This is a genomic window from Streptomyces sp. NPDC043812 (assembly GCF_056436245.1).
In genome coordinates this window covers 19,309-33,891 of record NZ_JBWKCY010000017.1, presented here as the reverse complement: position 1 = coordinate 33,891, position 14,583 = coordinate 19,309, and the positions used below count along the sequence as shown (strand labels likewise).

Here is a 14,583-nt window from a genome sequence, read left to right as displayed (position 1 = left end):
GCATGATCGCCGCCCATGAGACCACTTCTGGGTGTCGACCTGCCGGGTTTCCGGACTGTCGACCATGACGTTTGGGCGAACGACGACGGCGACATCCTGTCGCTCCACTTCTTCGATCTGACGCCGGATCTGCCCGCGTCCCTCGACGACGGCCCCGCACTGCGGGCCGCGCTCACGCGATACACGGCCGAAGCGGGAGGCGGACTGATCGAGGCCTCCGTCAAGACGCTCGGTGAACTGCCCGCGCTGCGGCAGATACTGAAGCTGCCCCTCCCCGGGCAGCCCAGCGGACAGGTGTTCATCGGCAGCTTCACCGTGCCGCGCGCCAACTGCAGCACCGTTGTGAAGATCCAGGCGCCCGAGCGGGGGATGACCGGGATGCGCGAGGCGATGGTCATGGCCCAGGTGGGTCACGACACGTACTTCCGGCCCCATCCGTATGCGCCCGAGGTGCAGGGTGGCCTGCCGTTCCACGCCGCGGATCACGCCCAGTGGGACCCGCAGTTCCCCGATCATCCGCTGAGCCGGGTGCGGCGGACGCTCCTCGCGCTGGCCGAAGCGGTAGAGGTGGCGCCGGAGTTCGCCGCGCTGCCGCCGTTCACCCGCTGAGCCGCGCCGCGCACGCACGACGGCGCCGCCGTTCCCGTGGGACGGGGAGCGGCGGCGCCTTTCGTGAACGATCGTCAGACGAGCCAACCCACGAAGTGGACGACGCCGGCGAGCAGGTTGGTGATGAGGTCCATGGTGGTGCGTTCTCCTTGTGCCTGGAGCTGATGTGGGACTGCGCGGTCGCGGTCTGCAGCCCGCCTCGTGCGCACAGTAAGCATCCGATGGCACAGGGGAGTTGAACGACAAAAACGGCTGCGATCACACGTTCCGGCGAACAACCGGTCGAGCGTTCGTTTGTTCGTGACACCTGTGCCGCCTGGTCGCCCGTGTCGCGGCGCGGCTGGTGCAGGGGTGCTGCCGCGTGCGGGGTTAGCGTGACTGTATGACGAATACGCCCTCGTCGGCCCGGTCCGGGCGGAGGCTCCGCCTCACCCGGCGCGGCCGCATTCTGCTGGTCGTCGGCGCTGTCGCGGTCGCGGCGGCAGCCGCGACGCTGCCGTTCCTGCTGACCGAGGACAAGGCTCCCAAGCCCCGGCCGCCCGCGCCGGTGACCCTTGTGATCCCCGAGGGATGGCGCGCCGGTCAGGTGTACGCCGCGGTCGACAAGGCGCTCAAGCAGAAACCCGGCACCACGAAGAACGCCGCCGCCAAGGCCCGGCTCAGCCTTCCGCCCGACGCCAAAAGAAACCCCGAGGGCTATCTCTTCCCCGCCACGTATCCGATCGACGAGAGCACCACTTCTGCAAGCCTGCTCAGTTTCATGGTCAACACCGCCAATCAGCGGTTCGGCGCCGAGGTGATCGCCGACAGCGCGAGCAGCGAAGGGCTGAGCGCGTACGACGTGGTGAGCATCGCGAGCATCGTGCAGGCCGAGGCGGACACGGCGCCGGACATGGGCAAGGTGGCCAGGGTCGTCCGCAACCGCCTGGCGGAGGGCATGCCGCTGCAGATGGACTCGACCCTCAACTACGCGCTGGGGCGCAGCACACTGGACACCACGGCGGAGGACACACGTCTCGACAGCCCCTACAACACCTACGAGCGCATGGGCCTGCCGCCGACGCCCATCGGCAATCCGGGCGAGGAGGCGATGCGCGCGGCGGTGGATCCACCCGCGGGCGACTGGCTGTACTTCGTGACGGTCGGACCGGGTGACACACGTTTCACCAGCGACTACGCCGAACACGAGCGCAATGTCGAGGAGTTCAACGCCCGGCGCGCCGAGGCGGGAGCGACCGGCTGACCCGGTTCCGCCGGGTCTCAGACCAGTGCCGGTGCGGGGTCCGAAGCCGTTGCACGGTCCGGCGCCGGATCACGGGCCGTCAGCCGCCGGATGTCGCGCACGGCGGCCCGCCCTGCGCGGTTGGCGCCGATCGTGGACGCCGACGGGCCGTACCCGACGAGATGGACGCGCTCGTCCCGTACGGCGCGGGTGCCGTCCATCCGGATCCCGCCGCCCATCTCGCGAAGCCGCAAGGGCGACAGATGGTCGATCGCCGGGCGGAACCCGGTCGCCCACACGATCACGTCGGCCGCCACCGCCCGGCCGTCGTCCCAGGCCACACCGGTCGGCGTGATCCGGTCGAACATCGGCAGCCGGTTCAGCACCCCCGACTGGCGGGCCCTGCGGATGGCGTCGGTCAGCGGAAGCCCGGTCACCGACACCACGCTCCGGGGCGGCAGCCCGCGCCGTACCCGTTCCTCGACCAGGGCGACCGCCGCCCGCCCGGCCTCCTCGTCGAACGGGCCTTCGCGGAAGACCGGCGGGCGCCGGGTCACCCAGGTCGTCTCCGCCGCGACCTCTGCGATCTCCATCAGATGCTGCGTCCCCGATGCCCCGCCGCCCACCACCACGACGCGCAGACCGGCGAACTCCTGCGGCCCCGGGTAGTCCGCGGTGTGCAGTTGCCTTCCCCTGAACGTTTCCTGGCCGCGGTAGCGCGGCCGGAACGGACGGTCCCATGTGCCGGTCGCGTTGATCAGGGCGCGCGTCTGCCAGGTGCCCTCCGAGCTCTCGACGGCCAGTCGGCCGCCCATGCCCTCGCGGACCGCGGCGACCTCCACGGGCCGGTGCACCCGCAGGTCGAATCGCTCCTCGTACTGCGCGAAGTATGCGCCGATCACTTCGGACGACGGCCGGCCGTCGTCGGCCCCGGTCAGTTCCATGCCGGGCAGGGAGTGCATGCCGTGGACCTTGCCGTAGGTGAGCGAGGGCCACCGGAACTGCCAGGCGCCGCCCGGGCGCGGGGCGTGGTCCAGCACCACGAAGTCCCGGTCGGGCACCATGCCGCTGCGCCGCAGATGGTGGGCCGCGGACAGCCCCGCCTGCCCGGCACCGATGACGACCACGTCCACGTCGTGCGCACCAAAGTTGTTCACGGTTCTACCAACCGAGGTGTCGTCCGGGATCTTCCCGTCACGCTGACGACGCCGGTACGGCCGCGCGCCCGGCGGCCACGGACGAGAGGATGGGGCCATGCCCGGAACCTTCGCCACCACGACGCTGAACCTCACCACCGGATCCGACGAGAGTGTCACCGATCTCACCCACGCCTGCGAGCAGTTCCTCACGGAGCACGCAGACGGCCGGGACGGACTGCTCAACGTCTTCGTGCCCCACGCAACTGCCGGCATCGCGATCATCGAGACGGGTGCGGGCAGCGACGACGACCTGCTGGCAGCCCTGCACACCCTGCTGCCCGCGGACGAGCGATGGCAGCACCGCCACGGCAGCCCCGGGCACGGCAGGGACCACGTGGTGCCGGCGTTCGTGCCCCCGCACGCGACGCTCCCCGTGATCGGCGGCCGCCTGGAGCTGGGCACCTGGCAGTCGGTCTGTCTCGTCGACACGAACACCAGTAACACGGACCGTCGGGTCCGGTTGAGCTTCCTGGCGTGACTGCCTTCCGCACCCTGCACGCCCGCCCGGCCGACCGGATCGAAATGGACAAGGCCCGCATGTCGGCCCTGCCGCCGGTCGACCCGCCGGGCTGGTCCAGCTTGCGGCTGCCGCGCGACCACTGCGTCCGCATCCACCGCGCGATCCGCTGGTGTGGGCGAAGCGACCCACGGTGTTATTCAATGAGGTGTGCGGTCAGGGATCTCGGGGCCCCCGTCGCACGGGTCCGAGTACGGCCCCGGCGCTGCGCCGGGGACTGCTGAGAGAGCCGCATGGACTCCACACCCTCTCCCTCGTCCTCCTCGGCGTTCGACATGGTCAGTAGCGCCCTGGGGCGCTACATCCCGCGCGGCGGAGCGGCAGCGGCCCCCGATCCCGCCGACGCGCAGGGCGACCGCATCACCCGCCCTCGCGTACCCGACAACCCGGCAGCCGGCCGTCAGGATCAGATTCTCGGCGCGGTCAACCTGGACAGGGATCTGAGAATCACCCGCTGCAATCTGGACGCCCCTGTATTCGCGGGTTTGGACGCCGTGGCCGGGAGTCCCTTCGTCGACTCCCTGCCCCCCGGGGACGTGCCGACGGTCACACGGCGGTTGCGGCAGGTCCTGGAGACCGGTGAGGCGCACGTCGCCCGGATCCAGCGCCTGCGGCGCGGCGACGGGTCGGAGCTGGTGGTCTCGATGAGCATCCTGCCTGCCGTGCTGCCTCACGAGGGCCTGACCGTCTCCTTGATCGCCATGGCCAGGAGGCTGCACCTGTACGCCGCCGAGACCGCGATCGGCACCTCGCTGGACATCGGCGAGACCGCGCAGTCGCTGGCACAGTCCCTGCTGGCTTGGGGAGACGTGGCCGCCGTCGACCTCGACTTCGCCGTGTGGACGGGCGAGGGAGTCACCAGGCAGGGGCAGGGGCGCATCCGGCTACGGCGGGCGGCTTTGGTGCCGGACCGGGCGTGGCCCGAGGGCTACGTGACTCCGGGCGACGATCTCCCCAGCGATGCGAGTCGCCTGCTGGCGCAGGCTGTCCTGCGGGACGACGCCCCGCAGGCCATCGTCATACCCGACCGGGAGGCGGTCGAGCGGGTACTCGGCAGTCCGCGAGTGATGCGTGCCCTGGTGCCCGGCGACCGGTCGGCGGGTGTGGCGTGCATACCGCTGGTCTTGGACGGCCCGCCGTCCGTCGTGCTGGGTGTGGCGGAGGTCTGGCGGCGGGCGGACCGTCCCTTCCGCGACAGCGAGCTGTTCGACCTGCAGGAACTGGTTGCCAGGACCGCCCATCACGTCGACCTGGCCCGTCAGCACCAGCGCGAGCACACGCAGGTGCTGGCGTTGCAGCGGCGGCTGCTTCCCCGGACCGGCGGCGACACCATTGAGATCGCCAGCGTCTACCAGCCCACCACGCCCGACAGCGCGGGCGTCGGCGGCGACTGGGTGAACAGCTTTCCGCTGCCGGACGGCCGTACCGCGCTGGTGGTCGGTGACGTCGTCGGGCACGGCCTGGGCGCTGCGGCAACCATGGGGCAACTGAGCATGGAGGCCCGCGCGCTGCTGTCCGCGGGGCTCGCGCCCGACGAGGTGCTGGAGCACCTGGACAAGACCGTGACGATGCTGGACGACGCGGAGTCCGGCCTGGCGGCCGGCTACAGCGCCCTCGGGTCGACCTGCTGCATCGCCCTCTACGACCCGGTCAGCCACCATGTGGCGCTGTCCAGCGCCGGCCACCTTCCCCCGGTCCTGGTCTCCCCGGACGGGCACGCGGGCCTGCTCCCGGTCCGCCCTCACCCCGGCCTGGGCGCCGAGTTCGCGCTGCGGGAGCCGTTCGACGTGCACACGTTCGGCGCACCCCCGGGATCCCTGCTCGCTCTCTTCACCGACGGCCTGGTGGAGGATCCGGCCGTGTCGATCGACGAGGGCATCGTCAGGCTGGCGGACGCCGTGTCCAGGGTGCACCCCTGGGATTCCCTGCAGCAGGCCGCACGGCACGTCGTCTCCGCGTTGGCACCTGCGCGCCAGCGCGACGATGTGACCCTGCTGCTCGCGCGGATGATCGGCTACCGCAAGGGGGACACCGCGACCTGGCGACTGCCCGCCCGCGACGACGCCCCCGCCCGTGCCCGCTCGCAGGTGTCCGCGCTGCTGCAAGAATGGCGCGCCAGGGACGACACCCGGGACAACGTGCTGCTGCTGGTCAGCGAGCTGGTCACGAACGCCGTGCGCTTCGCCGCCGGTCCCATCACGGTACGGCTGATCAGAGCGGGTCACGGCCTGCTGTGCGAGGTGGGCGACACCGGCAACGGCAGGCCATGTCTGAGCCGGGGCAGCCTCCTCGACGACGGCGGCCGTGGCCTGCACATCGTGCACAGGCTCACCACCCGGTGGGGGGTCCGGTGGACGGACTCCGGCAAGGTGGTCTGGGCGGAAGTCGAGAGGTGAAGCGGCTGCGGCGCGGGGCTCGGCCGGCGTATGTGAGTGCGGCGAAGGTACGGTCGGCGTGCGTCAGCCGACCCTACCGACCTTACGGGCGGTGCCCTCGGCGGTACCGGTGTCGTGACCGGTGATGGGGGCGGCCCGTTTGCTGGTACATGGCGTGGGATCGCACTACAGCCACTCGCCTTCCAGGGCGGTGGCGGTGAGGCCCGGTGCCGCCGCGTACAGGACGGCGCGATTGCCTGACTTCTGCCCGGCGTCGTGCGCCCGCCGCATGATGTCGAACACGGCGGCGCCTCCGCGGTTGCCGCTGGTGTAGCTGTCCCGGCTGTAGTCCAGCAGCCCCGACGGCCACGCGTCGGGCATCGTCTGCTCCATGTACTCCAGCACCCGGGTCCCGCCGGGGTGCGCGAGCAGCACGTCGGGGTGCCAGGAGTCGGGGTTGTCCTGGTAACGGACGCGCAGCCACTCCCACATCGCGGTGACCGTCTCCTGAACGGCGCGCGGCCCGCGCCGGTCCATCACGAAGTGGTTGCCGTCCGACCGCGTATCCAGGCGGTGCAGATTTTGGGTGCCGGGCAGGGTGTGGTGCCAGGCGGCGTCCAGCCGCAGTACCGACTCGCACCTCGGGCGGCCCGTGACCACCATGGCGACCGCGGTGTCCGCGAACAGCAACCGGACGATCAGGGATTCGAGAGTGTCGTCCGCAGGCTGGTAGGTCGTGCTCAGCGCCTCCGCGATCACGACCAGGACCACCCTGTCGGGGTCCGCGGCCACGAGATCCGCCGCCAGCGCCAGGGAGCGGGTCCCCGCGATACAGGCCCACTGCGTGGTCGGCAGCAGCATCACGTCGTTGCGGAGCGGAATCTTGTTGGCCAGGGCGATGTCCAGACCCGGCAGCGCCGGGGTCGTGGAGTGACTGGTGATCAGGCAGTCGATGTCCGAGGCGTCCAGCCCGGCGATCTGCAGGGCCCCCCGTGCCGCACGCTCCCCGTAGGACTGCACGGCCGCCCAAGCCGGCGCGGTGCGCTCCTGGACGGTCTGTGGTGCGGGTATCGCGTCAAGTGCGGCGATCACGCGGTCCACGTCCTGCTGGGTGAACCCGTCGAGCGCCAACGCCTCTTGGGCCGCCTCGATGCCGACAGCCCCCAGACTGCCGCCGTTGCCAGGCGCGACGGCGGTCTCCAGCGGCAGCATCCACCCGCGGGTCTCAATGCCCGTGCTGGCCGCGATGCTGTCGATCCGCGGCGCCCACGCCGCGTGCGGATGCCGGCCGCGCACTTCCGCCACGATCTGGCTGGTCTCCACGTCGTGCTCGCCGTGTATCACGGCAGGAGGACAGAGGTAAGCGGCCATAATGGTGCACCTTTCCATGGGAACAAGCAGGAATGTCACGAGTGCTGTGTGATGGGTCACTTTGGGATTCCGCGCCCAAGGCGTTGCCGATGGACTCCACTTCGGGAGTCGGTAACCGTTTCGAGCATGGGCGGTAAATGGACATTTCCGCTGTGATGTAGACAACTTAGTCAGCCGTTGAGATACGTGACACGGCACACACCGCTGAAAAAACAGGGGCGCTCAGAGCGGTTCCGCAAGCCTTGCTTGACCTACCGTCAACCGGGACGGCTGCCTGGCCACTGCCGGCGGAGCGGGGCGCCACCTGGCGGCATGGGCCACTCGACCGCAGAGACGCTCCGCGACAGGGAAGAGGTTCGCCGCGAGCGGCAGGCTCTCCGATGTGATGGGCGACAGCGGATGGCTCTCGCCGAGTGGTGCAGTCACTGAGCTCTTTCAGTGTGGCCACTGATCGGGTGACGAGTAGGGGTCCGCAACGCACGGGCTCCCGTGCGTCGAGGGAGGTGTGCGTCGTCTCAACCCATCGGCACAGGAGCATCGTTGGTTTCCTGTCCTGCCGCACCAGAGTGCTCTGGTCGGGGTGGTGTACCTGCGCCGGCACGACAAACTCGCGCATATCGCGGCCGGCTTCGGCATCTCCGTCTGCACCGCACACACCTGCACGACCGCGGTTATCGGCCTGCTCGCCGACCGCGAGCCCGGCCTGCTGCTCTTGCGTGGCGGTCGCGGTCAGTTGCGGCCCCGGATTCGCGAACGTGCAGGTCCTCGGCCGCGTCACTCTGAGCGGCCCAGCGAGTAACTGGCGGGGCAGGGCCCGGCTACAGCCGGGGCGTCTGCCCACTCGCTCTGGCCCTGGTCGGAGCGGACTCCTCGGCGGCGTCGGATGAGTTGAACCGGCGCCGATGAATTCCGCGCCGACCCCTGAAACCCGCTACGCCAGGAAGCAATACCGCCCCACCGCCGGGAGATCCGCAACCGAGCGGTTGGTCAGAAAAGGAAGACGAACAGCGGGAGCGGCAAGGCCCTCTCCGAGGTCATGGACGCCCGGTTCAAGCAGATCAGGCGCGATGCGGAGGGGGCGTGAAGGGCGGAGGTCAGCCGAGTTCGAGGAGGCCGGCATCGACGACCGCGCGGCCGAAGGGGCTCGCGAGTTCGGCGAGCCGTTCGCAGCCGGCGTCACCCAGGGCAGCGTAGGCGGGAACGGCCAGGCGGTCGGTGCGGTCCTCGATGTGCCGGCGCAGGCGTACGCCTTCCGGGCTCAGGGAGTCGCCGTCGAGGAGACCTCGCGTGCGCAGGCGCTGTTCGGTGTCGGCCCATTCCTCCTCGGGCCATGCGCGGCTTCCCTTGAGGAAGTCGACGGGAACCTCACCGGTGGCAGCATGCAGAATCAGGGATTCCAAGCCCCCGACGCCCTCGCTCAGCAAGCACGCGACATGGCCGTCTCCACGGAACTCCCGGAGCAGCGTCTGGGCGTGCCACAGCTGCAGGACCGGTTCCTGCGGCCAGGGCAGCGCGGCATGCGCGGCGAACAGCGGGCGGCCCTGGGCGTGTTCGCAGGCTGCCTCGGCGGCCCTGCGGGTCAGCGCCAGGGCCTCGTCCAGAGCGGGGAGTTCGTGGATCCCGGCCCGTCGCAGGGCCTCGCTCGCGGCGGCGTGCCGTGCGTCCAGCACCTGCTGCGGCGTCGTCGAGTCCCAGACCCCGTCGACCGCTTTCCGTACGCGACCGGGGTTGAAGTTGTAGAAGGTCGAGATGACCAGCTCAGCGGATGCCTGGCCGAAGGCGGCGCTCCGGGAGGCGAAGTACCCGGCGCGTCCGCTCAGTCCGAGGTCCGCGTACCGTCGCCCTGCCTCGGGGACGAAGTAGATCATGCCGTGTACGGGCTCGAGTCGGCGCCAGGCTGCTCGCGCTGCTTTCATGGGTCACCTCTTCTGAGAGTCGACAGAGGGGGTATTGGCTGTGGTTCCGGGCTCGCCGTGCGCTCGCAGATGTTCGAGCAGCAGGCGGCTCAGCGTCTCGGGCGCCTCCTCGGGGACCCAGTGGCTGACGCCCTGGAGGGTCTCGAACCGGTACGGTCCGTTGACCCACTGCCCGGTCTCCCGCGCGGCCGCCGGGCCGAACGCGCTGTCCCGCGTGCTCCAGACGTACAGCGTGGGCACCTCGATGACGCCGATCACACCGTCGGGGCGGCCGGCCCGGTACCAGTTCAGCGCCGCGGTGAGAGCACCCGGCTGGGACAGGTGCCGCACGTAGGCCTCAGCACTGCCCTGCGGGACCTTTCCGGCGTAAGTGGCGCGAAGCGCCTCGGCATCTCCTGCGAGCATGCGCTCTTCGGTCGCAGGCGTTTCACGCCAGGCGATCATGTACTGCGATCGTTCGCGCTGGTCCTGGTCGGTGCGCAGGGTGGTGGCCAGAGCGCCGGGGTGCGGGGTCGAGACAACTGTCAGGGTACGTACGCGATCGGGGTGGGCATCGGCGGTCCACCACGCCACCGCGCCTCCCCAGTCATGGCCGACCAGGTCGAACGACCCCCAGCCCAGTTCTTCCGTGATCGCGACCACATCGTCGACCAGGACGTTCATGCGGTAGTCCGCGGGCCGCTCGGGGCGGGCCCCGGGGGAGTACCCGCGCTGGTCGGGTGCCACCACCCGGTAGCCGTGCGTGGCCAACGCCGCGATCTGTCGTTGCCACACCAGCCCCGTCTGCGGGAAGCCGTGCAGCAACAGCACCGGACGGCCCTCGGGTGGACCCTCCGTGATCGCGTCGAACACGCCCGCAGCAGTGGAGATCCTCAGCTCGGTCACGATCCCCTCCTTCATACCGACTGGTCGGTCACCCTCCAGTCGTGGACATGGATTGTCAAGGTCGAGGGCACGCGCCTTCCCGCAACTGCGGCCGCGCGGCGCACCTTTGGCCTGGCGCCGCGCCAGGCGTGGCGGATTCCGGCCCGTGGGGCCCGCCCTTGCGGGTCGTGCCCCGAGCAAGGCCCTCAGCGGCGGGGTGATCCCGGCATCCTCGGCGCCGACCCTTGACCGCCTCCCGGCGAGCGGGATGCCGGTTCCGCAACGACGTCGGCCCGCGCAGGCCGGCGCCTGGAACTGACGCTGTCTCCCGATGGCCCGGACCGCTGGTTCCAGGCCCTGGACTTGCTTGCCGCACGTAGCGACCGGGCCGTCAGCGAGCCGGGGCTTTCTGACCGGTCTGGTCCCTCCGGTCTCGTTCGTGCAGCAGTCGTGCGGTCTGCTCGGACACCGGTGCGGCCAGCAGTGCGGTGACCAGGTCGACCAGCCGGCTGGTGAACAACCGGTCGTCCCTGCGAGGGCGGGCGGCGGCACGGGTGGCGAGTTCGGCGTGGCAGAAGCGCATTGCGGTGAAGCGGGTGTGGAGCACCGTGGTCGACTCGGGTGGCAGTAGAGCCTCCACCAGGCGCCGCCAGGGGTAGATGCTCGATCCCTCCGTCACGACGAGCTCGACCAGGGGTTCGGGGCGGTTGAGCAATTCGGCCACGATCTGCAGGAACTCGCGGCCGCCGTCGGGATCGCCGAGTTTCGCGGCGGCGGGCAGCACCAGTGCGCCCGCGAGGGAGCGAAGATCGGCGCTCCCGCTGTCCTCGTACTGCTGCAGCAGTACCTCCCGGCCGGCGTCCACCGCAGGGAGGTGCTTGTCGAGCACGGCCCGCAGCAGGCCCGCACGGTCGCCGAAGTGGTACTGCAGGGCCATCGCGTTGCGCTGGCCCGCGGCCCGTTTGATCTCGCTGAGCGAGACGCCGTCGACCCCCTTCGCCGCGAACAACCGCTCGGCGGCCCGGATGAGAGTGCCACGGGTGTCACGGGGGCTCCGACTCCCGGGCGATGTGGCCTGGTCGGGCGTCTCTTGTGCTGTCACAGACGCTCATTGTAGTGGGCTCCTGGCAAAGTGATACGGTCGCATTAATTATTGATCCAAGCGCCTTAGGGTGGGAGGGGGGTGCCGTGTCCTGCGATTTCGAGGCCGATCCCCATGCTCTGTACTTCACCGCTCCGGCGTGCTCGTGCTGGACCGGCGCCGCCCTGCGCCTGGACGGAGGAATTCCATGAAGGCACTGACCTACCACGGCCGCCACGACATCCGTTACGGGGACGTCCCCGACCCGGCCGTCACCAGCCCCACCGACGCCGTCGTTCAGGTCACCACGGCCGGTATCTGCGGCAGCGACCTGCACATCTACGGCGGCAACGGGTTCAGCCCGGAGATCGGCTACACCCCGGGACACGAGTGCGTCGGGGTGGTCCTCGACACCGGCGACCAGGTCACCGGCTTCAAGCCCGGCGACCGAGTCCTGGTTCCCGCCTCAGTCGGCTGCACCCTGTGCAGAACCTGCGCGACCGGGCTCACCGCCAGGTGCGAGCGCGCCCGATCCTCGACGGACCTCTGCTACGGAGTGAGCCCCAAGCTCCCGGGTAGCCAGGCCCAAGCCCTGGGCGTGCCCCATGCCGAGGCCAACCTGGTGCACCTGCCCGAAGGCATCTCCGACGAGGCCGCCATCGTCCTGACGGACAACGCCCCCACGGCCTGGTACGGCTGCCGCCGCGCCCGCATCCAGCCCGGCGAAACGGTCCTGGTCATCGGCCTCGGACCGGTCGGTCTCATGGCCGCGCAATCGGCCTTCGCCATGGGCGCCGCCCGGGTGCTGGGCGCGGACCTGGTCGCGGAGCGTCGTGCCTTCGCCGCCACCCTGGGCGTCGAACCGGTCGAGGGCGAGGATGCACGGACGGCCATACGGGAGATGACCGCAGGACGCGGACCGGATGCTGTCGTGGAGGCCGTGGGCTCGGATGCCACCATCGAACTCGCCCTCAAAGCCGTCCGGCAGGCCGGCCGGGTCAGCGTCATCGGGGTCAGCAACAGCAAGGCCTTTCCCTTCCACATGGGAATGGCCCAGGTCAAAGAGCTGGAGTTCGCCATCGGGCTGTGCTCGACCCATTACGAACTTCCCGCCCTGATCGCCCTCACCCAGGCCGGCCGGATCACACCGGGGGTCGTGGTCTCCCACCGCTTCGCCCTCTCCGAGGGCCCCACGGCCTACGAACTCTTCAACAGCCGCGCCGACGGCGTCCGCAAGATCCTCCTCGACCCTGCCCGTTGACCCACCTCGGTTCTGCCGCGGATGGCAGGGGGCAGTCGGCGCTGCGGGAGGTGGGTCTCCTCCCAGGTGAGGACATCTTCACCGAGGTCCTCCGATCGATGATGCGCGGGGGTGCGGTGGCCCACGGGCGTCGGCGGAAGGATCGCGGCATGAGGCAACGACAGGCGGTGACGGTCGGGATCGACCTTGCTGCGAGTGCACGGCGTACGGCTGTGTGCCGGGTGGTCTGGGGCGGCGTGGACGGCTTGGCGGGCCCCGACCGTCAGCGGACCCCGCCGGACCACCGTGGCACGCTGCCGGGTATCCGCCCCCGCCCCAGGAACAGCACCGAGTTGATGTACCGGCCGCTGCGCGGCACGAAGGCCCGGCGGAGCACACTACGGTGCACGAAATGCTCCGTCCTCGACTGGTGGGCAGGCAGGTCGAAGCCGTCCAGCGGGGTCCATCCGCCGGTGTCCAGCACCCAGCCCCGATAGCCGAGACCGGCCAGCAGATCGACGACCGGGGCGATGGGGCGGATACGGGTCTCCAGCTCGATCAGCAATGCCGGACGGTCCCGTGCCAGCAGTCTCGCGGCGCCGAGCAGAGCAGCCAACTCCGCGCCGTCCACGTCCACCTTCATGAACGCGACCTCGCCGAGGCCGAGGCCGTCGACGGTGAGTGTCGGCACCTCGAGACCGTGTGCGTGGATGTCCCGGCGGGCCAGGGATGAGACCCCGCGGTCCCCGCGGTCGCCCGCCGGGAACCACAGCCGGGCCGAGCCGTCGCGGTCCGAGGCCGCCGCCTGCACCACCCGGGCATTGCCCGGCAGCGTCGCCCGCAGGTGTGCGGCCAGGTGCGGCACCGGCTCCACCGTGACCACACGGTCGCAGCGGGCCGCGAGACGGCGCGACCAGGGGCCGTACCAGCCGCCGATGTCCACGGCGGTGCCGCCCGGCGGGCAGAAGTCGGCCAGGCGGCCCAACTCCGGTTCGAAGCGCGGATAGAGGGCACAGGCGGCGGAGCCGACCCACCGGGAGGGCAGCCGGGCGGCCACCGCCGCCGCGAGCGTGGTCACTCGCCGCCCGTCCCCAGGTACCTCTCGTGATCGTCCGCCGACACCTTGCATCCCGACGAGGGCAGCAGCTGCGGTATGCCGTCCACAATGGGATAGCTCAGCTGCAGACGGGGGTTGTACAGGACGTCCTCCCCGGCCGGGAGGGTCAACGGCCCCTTGTCGAGCGGGCAGGCCAGGATCCTGAGCAGCGGGTCGTCGGGCTTCATGAGGGAACTCCCTGTGTGGTTGCGGAGGGTCGGGCGTCGTGGCGCGGCATGGCCAGCAGCACGGACAGCGCCAGCGCCGTACCGGCCACCCGCAGGGTCAGCAGCAGTGGATCGTCCGGCAGGCTCTCGCCGAACGTGAGCGTCCCGAGCACCGCCGTGAACAGGCAGGTCACGGTCGTGCACACGGGCACGATGAGGGACGCCCGGCACCGCTGCAGCGCGGCCTGCGACATGACAAGACCGGCTGCCGCAGTGAACAGCAGGAGATACGGATACGGCGAACCGAACAGCGAGCGGGCCGCCGCACCGACGCCCGTGGTGGTCAGCCGGCCGGACGCGCCCTTGATCGCCAGCGAGCTGACGCCGTAGAGCAGCCCGACCGCAACGCCGTAGCCGATGCCGTTCGTCGGCACCCGGTGGCGCTTCTTCGCCAGCTGCTCGACACGGCCGTACAGCCACACCCCCGCACCGAGCGTCGGGACGCACACGAGGAGGACCAGCGTCCACGGGGCCCCGGTACTCACTGCGTCCTCACCCTCGCGCACCGAAGCGACGACCATCAGGAGGGCGAGGAGGACGGCCCCGAGGGCGTACCGCTCGCGTCCGGAGGGCTGTTCGCCGAGGACGGCTGACGACAGCAGCAGGAGCAGAACGAGACCGGACACGAAGATGCCCTGGGCCGCGGCGATCGGCAGCGCCCGGTAGACCACCAGTTGGGCGACGAAGCCTGCGGCGAGCGCCAGCGACCCGGCGATCCACAGCGGACTGGTCACCAGCACCGCGACCACGCGCAGCGGCCGCCGGGCGGACAGGGACGGCAGCCTCCCCAACGCCCGTTTCTCCAGGACGAAGCCCACGCTGTACAGCGCGTTGGCCAGCAGCGCGGCGCCGACACCCCACCACAT

General features: G+C 70.6%; 14 protein-coding genes. 6 read left to right on the top strand and 8 right to left on the bottom strand.

The features are described 5' to 3' along the window. Positions 1–15 precede the first annotated feature (15 nt). Together AC067Z_RS24185 and mltG are read left to right on the top strand one after the other, a co-directional pair. The gene (locus tag AC067Z_RS24185; protein WP_478791668.1) at positions 16–609 is read left to right on the top strand and encodes a hypothetical protein; all 594 of its coding nucleotides are present in this window, start codon (positions 16–18) and stop codon (positions 607–609) included. 382 nt (positions 610–991) lie between these two features. Then, positions 992–1,852: an endolytic transglycosylase MltG gene (gene mltG / locus AC067Z_RS24180; RefSeq protein ID WP_478791667.1), complete on the top strand. Its 861-nt coding sequence runs from the start codon at positions 992–994 to the stop codon at positions 1,850–1,852. Between the two features lie 17 nt (positions 1,853–1,869). Here the strand turns inward: mltG and AC067Z_RS24175 are convergent, their stop codons facing one another. Then, positions 1,870–2,988, bottom strand: coding sequence for an NAD(P)-binding domain-containing protein (locus AC067Z_RS24175; protein ID WP_478791666.1), 1,119 nt, complete (start codon positions 2,986–2,988; stop codon positions 1,870–1,872). 97 nt (positions 2,989–3,085) lie between these two features. Here AC067Z_RS24175 and AC067Z_RS24170 point away from each other — a divergent pair, with 97 nt between their 5' ends. Together AC067Z_RS24170 and AC067Z_RS24165 are read left to right on the top strand one after the other, a co-directional pair. Then, entirely contained in the window at positions 3,086–3,508 is a 423-nt protein-coding gene (locus AC067Z_RS24170; RefSeq protein ID WP_478791665.1) for a secondary thiamine-phosphate synthase enzyme YjbQ, read from the top strand. Positions 3,509–3,780: 272 nt separating this feature from the next. Continuing rightward, positions 3,781–5,943 (top strand): ATP-binding SpoIIE family protein phosphatase, encoded by a 2,163-nt coding sequence (locus tag AC067Z_RS24165; protein ID WP_478791664.1) that lies wholly within the window; start codon positions 3,781–3,783, stop codon positions 5,941–5,943. 165 nt (positions 5,944–6,108) lie between these two features. Here the strand turns inward: AC067Z_RS24165 and AC067Z_RS24160 are convergent, their stop codons facing one another. Beyond that, positions 6,109–7,293 carry a beta-ketoacyl-[acyl-carrier-protein] synthase family protein gene (locus AC067Z_RS24160; RefSeq protein ID WP_478791663.1) on the bottom strand — a complete coding sequence of 395 codons (1,185 nt, stop codon included), beginning with the start codon at positions 7,291–7,293 and terminating at the stop codon, positions 6,109–6,111. A 505-nt stretch (positions 7,294–7,798) separates the two neighbouring features. On the opposite strand from AC067Z_RS24160, the gene AC067Z_RS24155 reads away from it, so the two are divergent. Beyond that, entirely contained in the window at positions 7,799–8,092 is a 294-nt protein-coding gene (locus AC067Z_RS24155) for a transposase family protein (RefSeq protein ID WP_478791662.1), read from the top strand. 295 nt (positions 8,093–8,387) lie between these two features. Here AC067Z_RS24155 and AC067Z_RS24150 read toward each other — a convergent pair whose 3' ends face one another. The 3 genes from AC067Z_RS24150 to AC067Z_RS24140 form a co-directional block, all read right to left on the bottom strand. Next, positions 8,388–9,209 carry an SCO6745 family protein gene (locus AC067Z_RS24150; RefSeq protein ID WP_478791661.1) on the bottom strand — a complete coding sequence of 274 codons (822 nt, stop codon included), beginning with the start codon at positions 9,207–9,209 and terminating at the stop codon, positions 8,388–8,390. A gap of 3 nt (positions 9,210–9,212) precedes the next feature. Further along, entirely contained in the window at positions 9,213–10,094 is an 882-nt protein-coding gene (locus tag AC067Z_RS24145; protein ID WP_478791660.1) for an alpha/beta fold hydrolase, read from the bottom strand. A 370-nt stretch (positions 10,095–10,464) separates the two neighbouring features. Next, positions 10,465–11,175: a TetR/AcrR family transcriptional regulator gene (locus AC067Z_RS24140; RefSeq protein ID WP_478791659.1), complete on the bottom strand. Its 711-nt coding sequence runs from the start codon at positions 11,173–11,175 to the stop codon at positions 10,465–10,467. Positions 11,176–11,362: 187 nt separating this feature from the next. Here AC067Z_RS24140 and AC067Z_RS24135 point away from each other — a divergent pair, with 187 nt between their 5' ends. Beyond that, positions 11,363–12,415, top strand: coding sequence for a zinc-binding dehydrogenase (locus tag AC067Z_RS24135; RefSeq protein ID WP_478791658.1), 1,053 nt, complete (start codon positions 11,363–11,365; stop codon positions 12,413–12,415). 262 nt (positions 12,416–12,677) lie between these two features. On the opposite strand, the gene AC067Z_RS24130 is transcribed toward AC067Z_RS24135, so the two are convergent. From AC067Z_RS24130 to AC067Z_RS24120, 3 genes are read right to left on the bottom strand one after another with little or no spacing between them, the layout of a single operon-like run. Then, positions 12,678–13,472 carry an FkbM family methyltransferase gene (locus AC067Z_RS24130; protein ID WP_478791657.1) on the bottom strand — a complete coding sequence of 265 codons (795 nt, stop codon included), beginning with the start codon at positions 13,470–13,472 and terminating at the stop codon, positions 12,678–12,680. Next, positions 13,469–13,678: a Trm112 family protein gene (locus AC067Z_RS24125; protein ID WP_478791656.1), complete on the bottom strand. Its 210-nt coding sequence runs from the start codon at positions 13,676–13,678 to the stop codon at positions 13,469–13,471. The genes AC067Z_RS24130 and AC067Z_RS24125 overlap by 4 nt, the downstream gene beginning before the upstream one ends. Continuing rightward, entirely contained in the window at positions 13,675–14,583 is a 909-nt protein-coding gene (locus AC067Z_RS24120) for a hypothetical protein (RefSeq protein ID WP_478791655.1), read from the bottom strand. The genes AC067Z_RS24125 and AC067Z_RS24120 overlap by 4 nt, the downstream gene beginning before the upstream one ends.

Coding starts and splice junctions, on each gene's coding strand:
- AC067Z_RS24165 (WP_478791664.1), top strand. CDS start 3,781: ATGGACTCCACACCCTCTCCCTCGTCCTCCTCGGCGTTCGACATGGTC.
- AC067Z_RS24135 (WP_478791658.1), top strand. CDS start 11,363: ATGAAGGCACTGACCTACCACGGCCGCCACGACATCCGTTACGGGGAC.
- AC067Z_RS24120 (WP_478791655.1), bottom strand. CDS start 14,583: ATGTGGTGGGGTGTCGGCGCCGCGCTGCTGGCCAACGCGCTGTACAGC.
- AC067Z_RS24170 (WP_478791665.1), top strand. CDS start 3,086: ATGCCCGGAACCTTCGCCACCACGACGCTGAACCTCACCACCGGATCC.
- AC067Z_RS24150 (WP_478791661.1), bottom strand. CDS start 9,209: ATGAAAGCAGCGCGAGCAGCCTGGCGCCGACTCGAGCCCGTACACGGC.
- AC067Z_RS24185 (WP_478791668.1), top strand. CDS start 16: ATGAGACCACTTCTGGGTGTCGACCTGCCGGGTTTCCGGACTGTCGAC.
- mltG (WP_478791667.1), top strand. CDS start 992: ATGACGAATACGCCCTCGTCGGCCCGGTCCGGGCGGAGGCTCCGCCTC.
- AC067Z_RS24125 (WP_478791656.1), bottom strand. CDS start 13,678: ATGAAGCCCGACGACCCGCTGCTCAGGATCCTGGCCTGCCCGCTCGAC.
- AC067Z_RS24160 (WP_478791663.1), bottom strand. CDS start 7,293: ATGGCCGCTTACCTCTGTCCTCCTGCCGTGATACACGGCGAGCACGAC.